Source organism: Citrobacter sp. LUTT5 (assembly GCF_009905315.1).
GTDB classification, from domain to species: Bacteria; Pseudomonadota; Gammaproteobacteria; order Enterobacterales; family Enterobacteriaceae; genus Citrobacter; species Citrobacter freundii.
In genome coordinates this window covers 3,731,723-3,748,470 of the sequence record NZ_CP047606.1, presented here as the reverse complement: position 1 = coordinate 3,748,470, position 16,748 = coordinate 3,731,723, and the positions used below count along the sequence as shown (strand labels likewise).

Annotated in this window: 13 protein-coding genes; 6 read left to right on the top strand and 7 right to left on the bottom strand. The window is 52.9% G+C overall.

The window, feature by feature from the left end; translation table 11 throughout:
• Nucleotides 1-42: 42 nt before the first annotated feature.
• The 6 genes from fbpC to GUC46_RS18050 form a co-directional block, all read right to left on the bottom strand.
• Entirely contained in the window at nucleotides 43-1,089 is a 1,047-nt protein-coding gene (gene fbpC / locus GUC46_RS18075) for a ferric ABC transporter ATP-binding protein (RefSeq protein ID WP_003838618.1), read from the bottom strand.
• Nucleotides 1,090-1,100: 11 nt separating this feature from the next.
• The gene (locus tag GUC46_RS18070) at nucleotides 1,101-3,179 is read right to left on the bottom strand and encodes an iron ABC transporter permease (protein ID WP_160180568.1); all 2,079 of its coding nucleotides are present in this window, start codon (nucleotides 3,177-3,179) and stop codon (nucleotides 1,101-1,103) included.
• A 69-nt stretch (nucleotides 3,180-3,248) separates the two neighbouring features.
• On the bottom strand, nucleotides 3,249-4,280 hold the full coding sequence (locus GUC46_RS18065) for an ABC transporter substrate-binding protein (protein ID WP_003021397.1): 1,032 nt from the start codon (nucleotides 4,278-4,280) through the stop codon (nucleotides 3,249-3,251).
• Nucleotides 4,277-5,581 (bottom strand): MFS transporter family glucose-6-phosphate receptor UhpC, encoded by a 1,305-nt coding sequence (uhpC, locus tag GUC46_RS18060; RefSeq protein ID WP_160180566.1) that lies wholly within the window; start codon nucleotides 5,579-5,581, stop codon nucleotides 4,277-4,279. The genes GUC46_RS18065 and uhpC overlap by 4 nt, the downstream gene beginning before the upstream one ends.
• 85 nt (nucleotides 5,582-5,666) lie before the next feature.
• Nucleotides 5,667-7,208: an MASE1 domain-containing protein gene (locus GUC46_RS18055; RefSeq protein WP_160180564.1), complete on the bottom strand. Its 1,542-nt coding sequence runs from the start codon at nucleotides 7,206-7,208 to the stop codon at nucleotides 5,667-5,669.
• Nucleotides 7,208-7,837, bottom strand: coding sequence for a response regulator transcription factor (locus GUC46_RS18050; protein ID WP_003021406.1), 630 nt, complete (start codon nucleotides 7,835-7,837; stop codon nucleotides 7,208-7,210). Before GUC46_RS18050 ends, GUC46_RS18055 begins: the two co-directional genes overlap by 1 nt.
• Before the next feature lie 335 nt (nucleotides 7,838-8,172).
• Here GUC46_RS18050 and tauA point away from each other — a divergent pair, with 335 nt between their 5' ends.
• From tauA to tauD, 4 genes are read left to right on the top strand one after another with little or no spacing between them, the layout of a single operon-like run.
• Nucleotides 8,173-9,135: a taurine ABC transporter substrate-binding protein gene (gene tauA / locus GUC46_RS18045; RefSeq protein WP_003021410.1), complete on the top strand. Its 963-nt coding sequence runs from the start codon at nucleotides 8,173-8,175 to the stop codon at nucleotides 9,133-9,135.
• Nucleotides 9,136-9,149: 14 nt separating this feature from the next.
• Nucleotides 9,150-9,917, top strand: a complete 768-nt coding sequence (tauB, locus tag GUC46_RS18040) for a taurine ABC transporter ATP-binding subunit (RefSeq protein ID WP_003838608.1) — start codon at nucleotides 9,150-9,152, stop codon at nucleotides 9,915-9,917.
• Nucleotides 9,914-10,744: a taurine ABC transporter permease TauC gene (gene tauC / locus GUC46_RS18035; protein WP_003021414.1), complete on the top strand. Its 831-nt coding sequence runs from the start codon at nucleotides 9,914-9,916 to the stop codon at nucleotides 10,742-10,744. The genes tauB and tauC overlap by 4 nt, the downstream gene beginning before the upstream one ends.
• Nucleotides 10,741-11,589, top strand: coding sequence for a taurine dioxygenase (tauD, locus tag GUC46_RS18030; protein ID WP_130714932.1), 849 nt, complete (start codon nucleotides 10,741-10,743; stop codon nucleotides 11,587-11,589). Before tauC ends, tauD begins: the two co-directional genes overlap by 4 nt.
• 59 nt (nucleotides 11,590-11,648) lie before the next feature.
• Here the strand turns inward: tauD and hemB are convergent, their stop codons facing one another.
• Nucleotides 11,649-12,623 carry a porphobilinogen synthase gene (gene hemB, locus GUC46_RS18025; protein ID WP_003021420.1) on the bottom strand — a complete coding sequence of 325 codons (975 nt, stop codon included), beginning with the start codon at nucleotides 12,621-12,623 and terminating at the stop codon, nucleotides 11,649-11,651.
• Between the two features lie 507 nt (nucleotides 12,624-13,130).
• Here hemB and GUC46_RS18020 point away from each other — a divergent pair.
• Both GUC46_RS18020 and iprA read left to right on the top strand, forming a co-directional pair.
• Complete coding sequence (locus GUC46_RS18020; protein ID WP_148373811.1) at nucleotides 13,131-16,034, top strand: autotransporter outer membrane beta-barrel domain-containing protein; 2,904 nt, start codon at nucleotides 13,131-13,133, stop codon at nucleotides 16,032-16,034.
• Between the two features lie 89 nt (nucleotides 16,035-16,123).
• Entirely contained in the window at nucleotides 16,124-16,747 is a 624-nt protein-coding gene (gene iprA / locus GUC46_RS18015; protein ID WP_003847633.1) for a hydrogen peroxide resistance inhibitor IprA, read from the top strand.
• Nucleotide 16,748 lies beyond the last annotated feature (1 nt).

Genomic DNA, 16,748 nt, shown 5'->3' with positions numbered 1-16,748 from the left:
GGTGGCATAAGCGCCTTATCCGGCCTACAAAGCCACAAAACGTTATGCCGCATCCGCCAGAACAAACATGCCGTACGGATGGATTTCGAGATAATACTGCTCGCCGACGTCCGGCTGTAAACGCGTAGCGTTGACCTGCAATAAGATCTCCTGCCCGTGCCATTCCACCGTGACTTCATACTGGGGGCCCATATAGGCCACGTGGCGGATCACGCAGCGCTGACTCTCTTCGCCGCGATCGCTAAGCGTGATCGCTTCCGGGCGCACGCCGACCATGCCTTCGCCTTGCGTATCAAAGTGCAGCGGGCGCGGCAGGTGGTAGCCGTAGATATCAACGTATTGGTCACTGAAGGTGGCCGGGAACAGGTTGGCGTCACCCATAAAACTTGCCATAAAGCGCGAGGCGGGCTGGCGGTAAAGATCCTGCGGTGAACCGATCTGCATGATGTGTCCCTTGTTCATCACCAGCACGGTATCGGAAACCGCAAAGGCTTCGCTCTGATCGTGGGTGACGTACAGCGAGGTGATATCAAACTGCTTTTGCAGTTCGCGGATCTTGTCGCGCATGCTGCGACGCAGGTTGGCGTCGAGGTTACTCAACGGCTCATCAAACAGCAGCACTTTCGGCTTGAGGATCAATGCGCGGGCCAGCGCTACGCGCTGCTGCTGACCGCCGGAGATCTGATCAACATAGCGCTCTTCGAATCCTTCCAGATCGACCATCGCCAGTGCTTCTTTGACACGGGCTTTCACTTCAGCGCGGGACACGCCGAGCATCTTCAGGCCGTAACCCACGTTCTCTCCCAGCGACATATGCGGGAACAGGGCATAGGACTGAAACACCATACAGATATCACGCTGCTGAATTGAGCGATGGGTGACGTCTTCGCCATCAATGAAAATCTGCCCTTCGCTCGGTTTTTCCAGCCCGGCGACCAGGCGCAAAATGGTGGTTTTACCGCAACCGGACGGGCCGAGCAGCGTCACCATTTGCCCCTGCGGGATGGTGAGGTTGATATTGTCGATTACCGTATTACTGCCAAATCGTTTGGTGACGTTGCGCAGTTCAACGAAATTTTTCTGAGTCATAGTGCGCTCCATTACGCCTGGTTTTTGGCTTTTGAACGGGAGGTACGTGATTCACCGATTAGCCAGTCAAAGATGAAAATAATCGCCAGCATCACCACGATCAGAATGGAACCGTAGGCAATCGCCACACCGTATTCGCCGTCTTCCACGCGGTTAAGGATGTAGGCCGTGGCCACGCGGGTATCCGGCGTGACGAGGAACACAATGGCGCTGACGGTGGTAATGGCGCGCACAAAGCTGTAAATCAGCGCCGAAAGGATCGCCGGGCGTAGCAGCGGCAGCAGGATATGCGTAATGGTACGCAGCGAACCGGCGCGCAGGCTGAGCGAGGCTTCATCCAGTGATTTATCGATCTGGCCTAAGCCCGCGATACCCGCGCGAATGCCGACCGGGACGTTACGCATTACCATCGAGATAATGACAATCGCCGCCGTACCAGTGAGGTACACCGGGGCGCTGTTAAAGGCCAGAATGTACGATACGCCCGCGACGGTGCCCGGGACGGCAAAGCACAGCATGGTGGTGAACTCGATGGTCTTCTTGCCCTTAAACTGTTGGCGCACGACTATCCAGGCGATCAGCAGGCCGAAGATGGCGGTGATCGGCGCGGCAATACCGGCGTAGAGCAGGGTGTCGAGCAGTGAAGGCCATGCGCCGTCGCTCATCCCCTGACCGAACAGTTTGGTAAAGTTCGCTAACGTCAGGGTGTAGTCCACGCCCCAGTTAACGGTGAAACTGCCGTAGAAAATGCTGCCGTACAGCAGGGCGTTAAAGGCAATCCACACCGCCAGCAGCGCGACCACGCTCCATACCAGCGTCACAGGTAACGGCTGCACGTCGCCCCGGTAGGATTTACCGGAAACGGTGACGTATGAGCGTTTACCAATCCACATATATTGCACGCAGAACACCAGCAGCGAGAACAGCAGCAGGAAGGCACCCAGCGTACTGGCGGCCTGGTAGTCGAGCTGCGAACCAGTGATGTAGAAGTAGATTTGCGTTGCCAGCACGTCGAAGTTACCGCCGAGCACCAGCGGGTTACTAAAGTCAGCCAGCGACTGCACAACCACAATCAAAAAGGCGTTCGCCAGCGCTGGTTTCAGCAGCGGGACAAACACGCCGTTAAAGGTCTGCCAGCGGCTGGCACGCAGGGTGTACGACGCTTCTTCCAGCGATGGATGAATGGTTTTGATTGCTCCGTCGAGGATCATAAACGCCATCGGGGTGAAGGCCAGCACCTGCGCCAGCCAGATGCCGGTAAAACCGTACAGCCAGTTGGTGTTGGTTAAGCCAAACCATTCGACCATAAATTCGGTGATGTAGCCGGAGCGTCCCATCATCAGCGTGACGCCTAAACCCACGACAAACGGCGGGGTGACGATCGGCAGAATCGAGAAAATTCGTCCGATAATAGCGCTGCGTCTGGCGATACGGGTGGTATAGATAGCCAGTACCAGACCAAAGAAGGTACAGCCGACGCCGACGGCAATCGACAGCATAATCGAGTTGAGGATCACCTGAATGATATGTGCCTGCGACAGCACATTCATAAACGCCAGCGGGGCAAATTCCCCGGCGTCGTTGGTGAACATCGGAATAAAAATAGCGATACTTGGCCAGACGATAAAAATACCGATCAAGGCGACAATCGCGGTGAGCGAGCCGATGACGAAACGGTCGCCGCCCAGCCATTCCAGACGGGTGAGCGCCAGGGTCATGATCGCGCCAAGTGCCACAAACAACACTATGGTGGCATAGCCTAAGCCGTGCCCCTCAAGAGTCGCGCTGGCGACGATAAACGCCATACAGAAAAAAGCCCAGCCCGCATCAAGATAATGGCGGCCGCGCTGTTCGCGCCTGGCCTCATGGAACGGACGCACCAGTAGCAGGCTCGGCAGCAGATACCATAACCAACTGATATTGAACTGTGACCAGCCGTAGGCGGCGAGTATTTCCTCGCCTGTCGACTCCAGCAGACCGTAGTCCAGGCTCCAGCTTGGCAACAGGGCAAACGCCAGCCAGCCAAGCAAAACCCAAAGAAATATCGCATCCCGTTTTTTCACGGGATGGAGTGCAAGTGTGTGTGACATAGCGGTTCCGGTATTCCAGGCCGGATGCGGTATTTACGCCGCACCCGGCAAATGATCGCCGATGTAGGCTTATTTACCCATCTTCACTTCGCTGACCCACTTATTGATCAACGCTTTACGCACGTCGGTCGAGCCGTACTTATCCATGTCGTAATTGATAAGTTTCAGGTCGTCGAGCTTCAGTGAGTTAGGAGACGTCTCGGCGGTGGTGTTGGTCAGGATCTGATAGGACTTACCTTTCTTCCACGCCAGTTCCTGGGCATCTTTTGATAGTACCCAGTCAACGAACAGTTTGGCGTTATCGAGGTTGCGCGCGCCTTTCAGAATGCTAACGCCGCCGATCTCATAGCCAGTACCTTCGCACGGTGAAATTAGCTCCAGCGGTGCGCCCTGTTCTTTTTCCAGCGAGTAGTCGTGCAGGAAGCCAATGCCAATCGCCGTTTCGCCACGGGCGGCGTTACGCGCTGGGGCAATGCCTGATTTAGTGTATTGAGAGACGTTGGCGTTGAGCTGTTTCAGGTAGTCAAAGGCCTGATCTTCACCCCACAGCTGGGCAAAAGTCGCCAACGCGGTATAGGCGGTACCGGAGCTTTGCGGGTCAGCAATCTGGATTTCACCTTTGTATTCCGGTTTGGTCAGATCCTTCCAGCATTTTGGCACCGGCAGGTTTTTCTCTTTCAGGCGCTGGGTATTGACGCCAAAGCCCAGAATACCGACGTAAACCGCCGAGGAGAGATTGCCTTTCACCTTCGCGGGATCGCGGAATTTCTCCATGATCTGTTCGAGATTGGGTGATTTATACGGCTGCAGCAGGCCCATTTCCCCGGCCTGGGACTGCGGATCCAGCGTACCGCCGTACCAGACATCCGCCTGCGGATTTTTCTTCTCGGCATCCACTTTCGCCAGCGTACTGCCCGAGCCGTTGCGAATGAATGAGGTTTTCACATCATATTTTTCACCGAAGGCTTTGGTTTCGGTTTCGCACATCTCGTTAGTGGCGCTGCAATACACCACCAGACGGCCCTGCGCCTGAGCTGCGTTGCTGAAGGCTGCCAGCGTCAGAGCAGAGGCAATTAGTGTAGAGGTAAGCGTCAGTTTCATTGTTTTATCCTTTGACTGAGAGAAGGGGTAATGCCTGCAATGAGCAGTGGCATCAGCAATAAACCCATAAAGACAGCGGCGACCGAGAGCAAACTGAACATTCCCGACCAGCCGTAGTGTTCTATGACCAGCGACAGCGGCCAACCCGCCAGCGCGGCCCCCAGATAGGCGAACAGCCCGAGAAAACCGGTAATTGAACCTGCTGCCGCTTTGTGTCCGCACTCCACTGCCGCGAGGCCAATCAGCATCTGTGGGCCAAACACAAAAAAGCCCACCGTAAAGAAACACATTGCCAGTAGCGCGTAGTGGTGCACTGGCGCCAGCCACAGCGCGGCGACGGAGACCATCAGCCCCAGCGTGAACAGCAAAATCATCGGCGCACGCTGACCGCTGAACAGCAGATCCGATCCCCATCCGGCAAACAGCGCCCCCAGCAAACCGCCAACTTCAAACAGCATCACCGTGGCATTGGCGCTGAGCAGATTCACGCCGTGGCTTTCCGTCAGCCAGATGTTGCCCCAGTCGTTGAGCGCAATGCGGATCAAATAGACCAATACATACGACACGCCGAGCAGCCAGATCATCGGGTTTTTCAGCATGGTGGTACGTAACATTTGCCACAGCCCCATCGGCGGACTTTGCTGTTCCTGACGCAGCTCCAGCGGGTCATGCCGCCATTCCCCAACCGTCGGTAATCCCTCTTCCCGGGGCGTGCCTTTCAGTTGCAGAGTGAGCCAAATGCCTAACGCCATGCTGATAATCCCCGGTACCAGCATCGCTGCCTGCCAGCCCCACCAGTGGGCGGCAAAGGCGCTAATCAGCGGGATAACTGCCCCACCAATGTTGATCGACATATTCCAGCAGCCCCACCAGAATCCGCGTTCGTTGCGCGAGTACCAGTGGGTCAGTAGTCGGGCGCAGGGCGGCCAGCCCCAGCCCTGAAAAAATCCGTTCAGCGTCCAGACCACCAGCAGTAGCGTCAGCGATTCACCAAAGGCGAACAGCACATTCAAAACACCGGTGGCGAAAAGGCCAATGCCCATAAATGCGCGTTGTCCGTGGCTGTCGTGCCACAGGCCGGCGGTAAATTTCGACAGACCATAGGTCAGGTAAAACAGCGACCCCAGCAGACCGATATCGCCTTTATCCAGACCGAGGTCCGTTTGTAGCGCCGGGAGGACGTAGTTAACGCTTTTGCGCGTCAGATAAAACGCTGCGTAACCAATGACCATACACATCAGCAGCCGAGGGCGTAGCGCCCGGTATTGTTGGTCTGTTTCGCTGGCTGGGCGTGCGTGCATGGCTGTCTCCGTTTGTGCTGACTATAGGAAAGTGAAAGCAAAAGAGGATGAGAGAAAGTCCAGAGTGGCTAAGACTTTTTCCTGGTTAGCGGCTGATTTGTTGCAAATTTGTGGGCAGGTTAACAATTACCCGCGTGCCGCCGTTTGATTCGAGCGTCAGTTCACCGCCAAGGGCGCTCACCCGCTCACGCATTCCCTGGATACCGAAACCGGGAATTTTTTCCGGCAGAATACCCACGCCATTGTCAGCGACGTCCAGAAACAAGCTATGTTCCTGCTGGCGCAGCGTAATCGACACATCGCTGGCATCGGCATGTTTACAGACGTTATTGAGTAACTCCTGCAACAGGCGATACAGCGTGAAGCGCACCGTTTCGTTTTCTGGCGTATTCTCTAGCTGATAATCAAAGCGACAGCGAATGCCCCGTTCAGCAAAAGCAAATTCATTCACCAGATGATGTAGTGCATCTTTAAAAGACAGTTCATCGAGCGCGGGTGGACGCAGCTGGCGCAGCAGCTGGCGGGTGGAGTGGTGAATACGCCGGGCCAGGTCGTTGATCTGATTTGCCGCTTCAAGCGTTTGCTCGCGACCCGGTGCGCGTTTGACCAGTTGTGATTGAATTTGAATGGCGGTGATGTTCTGACCAATTTCGTCGTGCAGTTCCCGCGCCAGGCTTTTGCGCGTGTTTTCTTCGGTGCGGATCAGCTGTTCGGTCAGCGCGCGACGCGCCGCCAGTTCAGTTTCCAGACGCTGGCGATAATGGTGCAGGTTTTGCGCCAGATGCTGCTGGCGGCTGATGGCGATCCCCAGCCCTATGCCGAGCAGCGCCTGGGTGGCGAGGAAAATCTCCAGCTCCAGTAAATTACTGAACCCGACGCCGATTTGCCGGGCGATGGTGATCATCATACTGCCGAGCAATCCGGACAACACGCCGCCCTGCCAGCCAAATTTCCACGCCATCACCACGTTCGGTAAAAACACCACAATCAGCAACAGGCGCTCGATCTCCGGCGACAACACCATCTGGGTGCCGATGCCAATAATAAAAAACAGGCTGCACCAGATGATAAGCGAGGTGCGCAGCGGGGGATTGGTGGTATCCAGCCCGAGCAAATGATAGCGGTGCTGCTGGTGCAAAAATTCATAGATCAGATAGACAAACGGCGTCAGCAGCACGCCGCCGGTAAACGACGCCAGGCCAATTAACGTTGCCGGACTTTGGATAAACGGTGAAAGCAGGGCGGTATTGAGCAATGAGGTGATCGTCACCCCGGCCAGCAGCAGCGTTAAGCGCTGCCAGTAAAGGGGGAAGCGGTGCCAGTATGACTGGCCGATGCTCGCCGGAATCAGGCTAATTAACGGCGCAGCCAGCAGGATATAGCCATTCAATAATTGCTCACTGTGCAGCCAGAACAACATCAGCACCGGCGGCAATACCAGCGCGGGCCAGTAACGGCGAGAAAGCAGGATGAGCAGCGCGAGATAGACGCCGTGTGGCAGGAACAGCGCCGCCTGCTGGCCGTTGTGGGTCAGGTAAAACCCCAGCGTCCACAGCATCAACCAGCCCGATCCCCAGGCCAGCAGAATAAACAGAGAAATAACCCAATGCCGAAGGCTACGCGACATTAATGCCCCGTTAATAGCTGGTGGTCGAGGGCAAAATGCACCAGATCGATGGTGCTGTGGCATTGCAGTTTGCCCAGCACGTTCGCCCGATGAACGTGTACCGTCTTGTGGCTGAGGTCGAGCTTGAAGGCGATCTCTTTTACGCTGTCGCCTTTGACCAACAGCTCAAACACTTCGCGCTCGCGTGGGGTCAGTACTTCCAGTACCTGCGCGGGCTGTTCGCCGCCGCGTAGCGCCCGCAGCGCATCGGCGCACAGGTAATGCCCGCCCATACCGACCGATCGTACCGCCTGCACCAGCTCCTCTGGTCCGCAGCGTTTGGTCAGGTAGCCACTGGCGCCGGCATCCAGCGCACTTTGCACAAACGTGGGTGAGTCATAGATGCTGAGAATGATGGCGCGAAAACCGGGCTTCTGTGCCCGCAGTCGTTTTAACAGGCTCAGACCATTTTCATCCGGCATGGCGATATCCATCACCGCAACGTTGACGTCATCATGCAGAAGTGCAGGCCAGGCCTCCGCTGCGCTGCTGTACTGACCGGTAACGTTGAGATCGTCTTCGAGACTGAGTAATTGCGCAAAGCCGGAACGCACCACCACATGGTCATCCACCAGCACAACATGAATCATGATTTTACTCTCTTGCCTGATAATGGCGTCTATGATGCCGGTCAGCGCCGCGCTGGCAATCATCCAGGTGTAGTTATGTAACGAATGTAACAAAATCGCAATAATTTGCCGGGTGTTGTAGGCCGGATAAGGCGCTTGCGCCGCCATCCGGCAACAGTGCCTGATGGCGCTGCGCTTATCAGGCCTACGAATTCCATCTGTAATGAGCAAAATCGCTAACTATTGCCGCTTTTTTTCTAAAAACGCTTTGTTCTTAGCCAGAATTTTTAATTCCTTTATCAAATTGTGCCGCAACGAAATACTGCCTCCATAACAAGACAGGGGAGCAGACAATCATGGCTATTTCATCGCGTAACGCACTTCTCGGTGCACTGGCATTCATCGCATTTCAGGCGCAGGCGGTGAACGTAACCGTCGCTTATCAGACCTCCGCCGAACCCGCCAAAGTGGCGCAGGCGGATAATACTTTTGCCAAAGAGAGCGGCGCTACCGTTGACTGGCGCAAATTCGACAGCGGCGCGAGCATCGTCCGGGCGCTAGCCTCCGGCGACGTGCAGATCGGTAATCTTGGCTCCAGCCCGCTGGCGGTCGCCGCCAGTCAGCAAGTACCCATTGAAGTTTTTCTGCTGGCGTCAAAGCTTGGTAACTCCGAGGCACTAGTGGTGAAGAAAAACATCAGTAAACCGGAAGATTTGATTGGCAAACGCATTGCGGTGCCGTTTATCTCCACCACCCATTACAGCCTGCTGGCGGCGTTGAAACACTGGGGGATTAAACCCGGTCAGGTGGAGATTGTGAACCTGCAACCACCTGCGATTATTGCCGCATGGCAGCGCGGGGATATTGACGGCGCGTACGTCTGGGCTCCTGCGGTCAATGCGCTGGAAAAAGACGGCAAGGTGTTAACCGACTCATCGCAGGTTGGTGAGTGGGGCGCACCGACGCTGGACGTGTGGGTGGTACGCAAAGATTTTGCCGAGAAGCATCCTGAGGTGGTGAAAGCCTTTGCCAAAAGCGCTATCGATGCGCAGCAACCTTATATCGCTAATCCCGATGAGTGGCTGAAGCAGCCTGAGAATATCAGCAAATTGTCGCGTTTAAGCGGCGTGCCGGAAGCGGATGTGCCGGGACTGGTGAAAGGTAACACTTACCTGACGCCGCAACAGCAGACTGCCGAACTGACCGGACCGGTGAACAAAGCCATTATCGACACCGCGCAGTTCCTCAAAGAGCAGGGCAAAGTCCCCGCTGTCGCGACGGATTACAGCCAGTACGTGACCGATCGCTTCGTGCAATAAATAAGGAGGCGCTGATGCTGCAAATCTCTCATCTTGCCGCCAGCTACGGTGGAAAACCGGCGCTGGAGGATATCAACCTGACGCTCGATAGCGGTGAGCTGCTGGTGGTACTCGGACCTTCCGGTTGCGGGAAAACCACATTGTTAAATCTGATTGCCGGATTTGTGCCGTATCAGCATGGCAGCATCACGCTGGCGGGTAACAGGGTTGACGGTCCGGGGGCAGATCGCGGGGTCGTATTCCAGAATGAAGGTCTGCTGCCCTGGCGTAACGTGCAGGACAACGTGGCTTTTGGTCTGCAGCTGGCGGGGGTGGATAAACCACAGCGTCAGCGTATTGCCCTAGAGATGTTGCAGAAAGTCGGGCTGGAGGACGCGGGCAAACGCTTTATCTGGCAGCTTTCCGGCGGACAGCGGCAGCGCGTCGGCATTGCGCGGGCGCTGGCGGCCAATCCTCAGTTGTTGTTGCTGGATGAACCTTTTGGCGCGCTCGACGCCTTTACTCGTGAGCAGATGCAAACCCTGCTGCTGAAGCTGTGGCATGAGACTGGCAAACAGGTGCTGTTGATTACGCACGATATTGAAGAAGCAGTGTTTATGGCGACAGAGCTGGTATTGCTGTCGCCAGGCCCAGGCCGGGTACTGGAGCGTCTGCCGCTGAATTTCGCCCGTCGCTTTGTGGCTGGAGAGTCGAGTCGCAGCATTAAGTCCGATCCGCAGTTTATCGCCATGCGCGAGTACGTGTTAGGTCGAGTCTTTGAACAACGGGAGGCATTTTCATGAGCGTGGTGATTAATGATAAACCCCGTCGCCAGCGCGCGCTCAACTGGCGCTGGCCGTTCTCGCGGCAGATTACCTTAAGCCTTGGTACGTTGGCCGTCATTTTGGCGTTGTGGTGGACGGTGGCGGCGCTGCAGTTAGTCAGTCCGCTGTTTTTACCGCCACCGGGACAGGTTTTACAAAAGCTGATCGTTATTGCCGGTCCGCAGGGATTTATGGATGCCACGCTGTGGCAGCATCTGGCGGCGAGTCTGACACGTATTGTTATCGCGCTGCTGGCGGCGGTGCTGCTGGGCGTTCCGGTTGGAATCGCTATGGGGCTGAGTCCGACGATGCGCGGCATTCTCGATCCGATCATTGAGCTGTATCGTCCGGTTCCGCCCCTGGCCTATCTACCGCTGATGGTCATTTGGTTTGGCATCGGTGAAACCTCCAAGATCTTGCTTATCTATCTGGCGATTTTTGCCCCTGTAGCGATGTCGGCGCTGGCGGGAGTGAAAAGTGCGCAGCAGGTGAGAGTGCGCGCCGCGCAATCGCTGGGAGCCAGCCGTGCGCAGGTGCTGTGGTTTGTTATTTTGCCGGGGGCATTACCTGAGATCCTCACCGGATTACGTATCGGACTTGGGGTGGGCTGGTCGACGCTGGTGGCCGCAGAGCTGATTGCCGCCACGCGAGGCTTAGGATTTATGGTCCAGTCTGCCGGTGAGTTTCTGGCAACGGATGTGGTGCTGGCGGGGATCGCGGTGATTGCCGTTATCGCGTTTATTTTAGAACTGGGTCTGCGTGCGCTTCAGCGCCGTCTGACGCCCTGGCATGGAGAAGTACAATGAGTGAACGTCTGAACATAACCCCGCTGGGGCCGTATATTGGCGCACAAATTTCTGGTGCGGATTTGGCGCGTCCGCTGAGCGATAATCAGTTTGAACAGCTTTATCACGCGGTATTGCGCCACCAGGTGGTGTTTCTGCGCGAGCAGGTGATTACGCCGCAACAACAGCGGGCGCTGGCGCTGCGTTTTGGCGATCTGCATATTCACCCGGTCTATCCGCATGCCGAAGGAGTAGAAGAAATTATCGTGCTGGATACCCATAACGATAATCCGCCGGATAACGACAACTGGCACACCGATGTCACCTTTATCGACACGCCGCCTGCCGGGGCGATTTTAGCGGCGAAAGAGCTGCCATCAACCGGGGGCGACACCCTGTGGACCAGTGGGATTGCCGCTTATGAAGCCTTGTCTGAGCCGTTCCGTCAGTTGCTGAGTGGCCTGCGGGCAGAGCATGATTTCCGTAAATCATTTCAGGAATATAAATATCGCAAGACCCCAGAGGAGCACCTGCGCTGGCTGGAGGCCGTCGCTAAACATCCACCGTTGCTGCATCCGGTGGTGCGCACGCATCCGGTGAGCGGGAAGCAGGCGCTGTTCGTGAATGAAGGATTTACCACGCGAATTGTTGATGTCACGGAAAAAGAGAGCGAGGCGTTACTGAGCTTTTTGTTCGCGCATATCACCAAACCGGAGTTTCAGGTGCGCTGGCGCTGGCAGCCCAACGATGTGGCGATTTGGGATAATCGCGTGACGCAGCATTATGCGAATGCGGATTATCTGCCGCAACGGCGCATTATGTATCGGGCAACGATTCTGGGAGATAAGCCGTTTTATCGGGCGTGATGATTACCGGAGACGCTTCACTTGCCGGGCCTACGACCTGTAGGCCCGGTTAGGCGTTATTAACGCAGAATTTTTTTCTCAGCCAGATCCAGTGCGAAGTAGCTGAAGATCAGATCCGCGCCAGCGCGTTTGATCGACCCTAAGCTTTCCAGCACCACTTTCTCTTCATCTATAGCCCCCGCCAGCGCCGCGAATTTGATCATCGCGTATTCACCGCTGACCTGATAAGCGCCAATCGGCAGCTCGGTGCGCTCGCGGATATCACGCAGAATATCGAGGTATGCGCCAGCCGGTTTGACCATCAGGCAGTCTGCGCCCTGGGCTTCATCCAGCAGCGATTCGCGAATCGCTTCCCGACGGTTCATCGGGTTCATCTGATAGGTTTTACGATCGCCTTTCAGCGCGGTGCCCGCGGCTTCACGGAATGGGCCGTAAAAAGATGAGGCAAACTTAGTGGAGTAGGACATGATAGCGGTATCGGTGAAGCCCGCGGCGTCCAGCGCCTGGCGAATCGCCTGTACCTGACCATCCATTGCGGCGGAAGGTGCGATGAAGTCCGCACCCGCTGCGGCGGCAACTACCGCCTGCTTGCCGAGGTTGGTAAGGGTTAAATCGTTATCCACGCCGTGATCGCATAACACGCCGCAGTGGCCGTGTGAGGTGTATTCGCAGAAGCAGGTGTCGGACATGACGATCATTTCCGGCACGGTCTGTTTGCAGATACGCGACATGCGCGCCACCAGGCCGTCTTCTTTCCAGGCATCGCTACCGGTGTCATCCGTATGGTGGGAAATGCCGAAAGTCATCACCGAGCGGATGCCAGCATTAGCAATGCGTTCAATTTCGCGCGCCAGGTGTTTCTCTGGAATACGCATCACGCCTGGCATGGCGTCGATAGCTTTGTAATCGTCGAGTTCTTCTTCAACAAAGATCGGCAACACCAGGTCATTTAAGCTGAGTGTTGTCTCTTCAAACATAGCGCGCAGCGCGGGAGATTTGCGCAGGCGGCGAGGGCGTTGGATTAGGTCTGTCATGGTATGCCTGATGTTTGTGGAATCGAAGGCCGTAGTATACCCGAACCTGAGGGCGTGTGGTTTACGAAAGTTGGCGTTATATCTGGATTTCCTGTAACGAAGGGATGAATCATTAGCACAATTTATTCACAAGCATAGCAATTTATTTATATTCATTGTTTTGTTTATTATTTTTTATTATTTTAAATATCTATGTGTTTGCTTTTATAGCGTGGTGTATAGATTTTGTTTATTTATTAGCTATATATTTGTTTGCGTTCTGATTCATTAGTGAATTGTATGATTTGAATGTTGGTTAGCTTTTAATTGATTGAAAGTGTTGGTTTTTATATTTCTTAAATGGCGTAACTTGGATTTATTACGTTGTCCGTTTTCGGACAACGGGCAAAGAATAATTGAACCTTTCCTTAATGAAACCGCATAATCGTCCCTGCGAAACATAAAATGTTTTCTTTGCATTGATAATTGATGGATCAACTATATTACGTCCCTGAGGAGGGATGACAAATGCACATTTGGAAAAAGAAACTTGTAGTATCACAATTAGCATTAGCCTGCACTTTGGCAATCACTTCTCAGGCGAATGCTTCTACTTACGATACCTGGACCTACTACGACAATCCAACTACGGCCCTGAACTGGGACAATATGGATGCAGCCGGAACTGTAGATGGTAACTACGTGAATTATAGTGGCTTTGTTTACTATAATAATGCGGCTGGTGATTTTGATCAGTCTTTTAACGGCGATACCGTTAACGGCACGATTTCTACCTATTATCTGAATCATGACTACACTGATGGCGCAGTGAATCAGCTGAATATCAGTAACTCTGTTATTCATGGTTCAATTACATCTATGTTGCCAAGCGGTTACTACGATCGTTTTGATGTTGATGGCAATGGCTTTGGTGGATATGAATTTAACAACACTACCGTTGTTGACGGAAACTGGTATGACGGTGATATTTTCACTCTGAATATTGCTAATTCCACAATTGATGATGATTATGAAGCGTTGTATTTCACCGATTCTTATTTATCTGTTGATGTGACTAAATATACCAATGAAACGTTTGATACCAGCGAAGGTGTTGCGGTTAATCTTGATGTAGAAAGCAATATCAATATTTCCAACAACTCACGTGTTGCTGGCATTGCTCTGTCTCAAGGGAATACTTACAACAACACCTATACGACGGAATCCCATACCTGGGATAACAACATCAACGTCTACAACTCTACTGTAACTTCTGGTTCAGATTCCATTCTGGAATCGAATACTGCCTTCTTTGGTAATTCCAATGAGCCAAGTGATTACACTGGTCCGGGCGATGTTGCATTGTCTTTCACCGATAGCTCTTCTTCAGACTATGCAATGAAAAACAATGTGTACTTCAGCAATTCAACGCTGATTGGTGATGTTGCATTTACCAGTAACTGGAATGCCAATTTTGACACTATTGGTCATGATTCCAACGGTGACGGTGTGGCGGATACCAACCTTGGTTGGGCTGACGATAGCCTGAATGTCGATGAACTGAACCTGACTCTTGATAATGGTAGTAAGTGGGTTGGCCAGGCTACTTTCGATGCTGAGACTATCTACCCAGCAAATATGTTTGATGTTGCAACCAATAGCCTGACTCCGGGTGGAACCGCTGAAGCCAATGGTTGGGGACGTGTTGTTGATAATAAAGTCTTCCAGAGCGGTGTGTTCAACGTAGCGCTGAACAACGGTTCTGAGTGGGATACCGTTGGGGATTCATTAGTTGATACTCTGACTGTGAACAATGGTTCTCAGGTTAACGTCTCTGATTCAATGCTGACTTCAGATACTATTGATTTAACCAATAGCTCTTCATTGAATATTGGTGAAGGTGGTCAAGTTGATACAGATCATCTGACAATTAACAGCTATAGTACTGTGAATTTGACCGAGTCCACTGGATGGGCGACGGGTTCTAACTTGTATGCCAATACCATCACTGTAACTAATGGTGGTGTGTTGGATGTTAATGTTGATCAATTTGATACTGAAGTATTCAACACCGATAAACTGGAACTGACCAGCGGCAATTATGCTGATAACAGCAACCATGTTGTTTCTGGTGTATTCAACATCCACAGCAGCGACTATGTTCTGAATGCCGATCTGGTGAACGATCGTACCTGGGATACCACTCAGGCTAACTACGGTTACGGTACTATCGCAATGAACTCTGACGGTCACCTGACCGTTAACGGTAACGGCGATATCAACAATGGCGACGAACTGGATAACAGCTCTGTTGACAACGTTGTTGCGGCATCCGGTAACTACAAAGTGCGTGTCGACAATGCGACCGGCGCTGGCTCCGTTGCTGATTACAAAGGCAAAGAGCTGATCTACGTTAACGATGTGAATACCACTGCCACCTTCTCTGCAGCCAACAAAGCTGACCTCGGTGCTTACACCTATCAGGCACAGCAGCAGGGTAACACCGTTGTTCTGCAGCAGATGGAACTGACAGACTACGCGAACATGGCGCTGAGCATCCCGTCTGCTAACACCAATATCTGGAACCTGGAACAAGACACCGTTGGTACTCGTCTGACTAACGCACGTCATGGTCTGGTTGATAACGGTGGTGCATGGGTAAGCTACTTCGGTGGTAGCTTCGATGCAGATAACGGCACCATTAACTACGATCAGGATGTTAACGGCATCATGGTTGGTGTTGATTCCAAAATTGATGGTAACAACGCTAAGTGGATTGTCGGTGCTGCAGCAGGCTTCGCGAAAGGTGATATGAGCGACCGTACCGGTCAGGTGGATCAGGATAGCCAGACTGCCTACATCTACTCTTCTGCTCGCTTTGACAACAACATCTTTGTTGACGGTAACTTAAGCTACTCCCACTTCAACAACGATCTGTCTGCTAACATGAGCAACGGTCAGTATGTTGATGGCAGCACCTCTTCTGATGCCTGGGGCTTTGGCTTGAAACTGGGTTATGACCTGAAGCTGGGTGACGCAGGCTACGTAACGCCATACGGCAGCGTATCCGGTCTGTTCCAGTCTGGTGATGATTATAAGCTGAGCAACGACATGAAAGTTGACGGTCAGTCTTATGACAGCATGCGCTATGAACTCGGTGTAGATGCAGGTTATACCTTCGCCTACAGCGAAGATCAGGCGCTGACCCCGTACTTCAAACTGGCCTACGTTTACGACGACTCTAACAACGATTCTGACGTAAACGGCGATTCTATCGACAACGGTGTAGAAGGTTCTGCGGTACGTGTTGGATTGGGTACTCAGTTCAGCTTTACCAAAAACTTCAGCGCCTACACCGATGCTAACTACCTCGGTGGTGGTGATGTAGATCAAGACTGGTCTGCAAATGTTGGCGTTAAATATACCTGGTAAGACATCTCTCGTTGTTAAAGAAAAGATAATCTAACTCAGAAAAATGCCCGTCACGGATTTGACGGGCATTTATTGCAAGGAATGCTCAGATGTTGTCTGCAAATAAACCGCTTGTGGAATTTGGTAAGCTTGATAAATGTTTGTCGAAATATGGCAAACACTTTGAGTGTGATAACGATAAAGAAATAATTTATTCCAGTGATATAAACAGTGACGATACCTTTATCATTTTAAATGGTGTAATTTCCCTGAGGCGAGGGGAGAATGTGCTGGTCGGTATTGCACAGGCGCCATTTATTATGGGGCTTTCAGATGGCGTGATGAAAACAGATATACAATACAGATTAATCACGGAAAGCGATTGTACGGGATACCATCTACCTGCCTCACAAACAATTAATATAATTGAAGAGTGCCAGCTTTGGCGTGAAGCTTTTTGTTGGTTGGCATGGCAAAATTCCATGCTTGAATTGCGAGATCTGCAGTTGATCGGCAATAACTCCTACGATCAGATTCGCGCGACGCTGATATCCATGATGAAATGGGACGACGTACTGCGTTCGCGTATCGGCGTCATGAACTATATTCACCAACGCACGCGAATTTCCCGCTCGGTTGTCGCTGAGGTTCTCGCGGCTTTGCGTAAAGGTGGTTACATTGAAATGAATAAAGGCAAACTGGTGAGCATTAACCGTTTGCCTTTTGAGTATTAAC

Bases quoted from the DNA above. Each gene is read 5' to 3' on its own strand.
- fbpC (WP_003838618.1), bottom strand. From the start codon at position 1,089: ATGACTCAGAAAAATTTCGTTGAACTGCGCAACGTCACCAAACGATTT.
- GUC46_RS18070 (WP_160180568.1), bottom strand. From the start codon at position 3,179: ATGTCACACACACTTGCACTCCATCCCGTGAAAAAACGGGATGCGATA.
- GUC46_RS18065 (WP_003021397.1), bottom strand. From the start codon at position 4,280: ATGAAACTGACGCTTACCTCTACACTAATTGCCTCTGCTCTGACGCTG.
- uhpC (WP_160180566.1), bottom strand. From the start codon at position 5,581: ATGCACGCACGCCCAGCCAGCGAAACAGACCAACAATACCGGGCGCTA.
- GUC46_RS18055 (WP_160180564.1), bottom strand. From the start codon at position 7,208: ATGTCGCGTAGCCTTCGGCATTGGGTTATTTCTCTGTTTATTCTGCTG.
- GUC46_RS18050 (WP_003021406.1), bottom strand. From the start codon at position 7,837: ATGATTCATGTTGTGCTGGTGGATGACCATGTGGTGGTGCGTTCCGGC.
- tauA (WP_003021410.1), top strand. From the start codon at position 8,173: ATGGCTATTTCATCGCGTAACGCACTTCTCGGTGCACTGGCATTCATC.
- tauB (WP_003838608.1), top strand. From the start codon at position 9,150: ATGCTGCAAATCTCTCATCTTGCCGCCAGCTACGGTGGAAAACCGGCG.
- tauC (WP_003021414.1), top strand. From the start codon at position 9,914: ATGAGCGTGGTGATTAATGATAAACCCCGTCGCCAGCGCGCGCTCAAC.
- tauD (WP_130714932.1), top strand. From the start codon at position 10,741: ATGAGTGAACGTCTGAACATAACCCCGCTGGGGCCGTATATTGGCGCA.
- hemB (WP_003021420.1), bottom strand. From the start codon at position 12,623: ATGACAGACCTAATCCAACGCCCTCGCCGCCTGCGCAAATCTCCCGCG.
- GUC46_RS18020 (WP_148373811.1), top strand. From the start codon at position 13,131: ATGCACATTTGGAAAAAGAAACTTGTAGTATCACAATTAGCATTAGCC.
- iprA (WP_003847633.1), top strand. From the start codon at position 16,124: ATGTTGTCTGCAAATAAACCGCTTGTGGAATTTGGTAAGCTTGATAAA.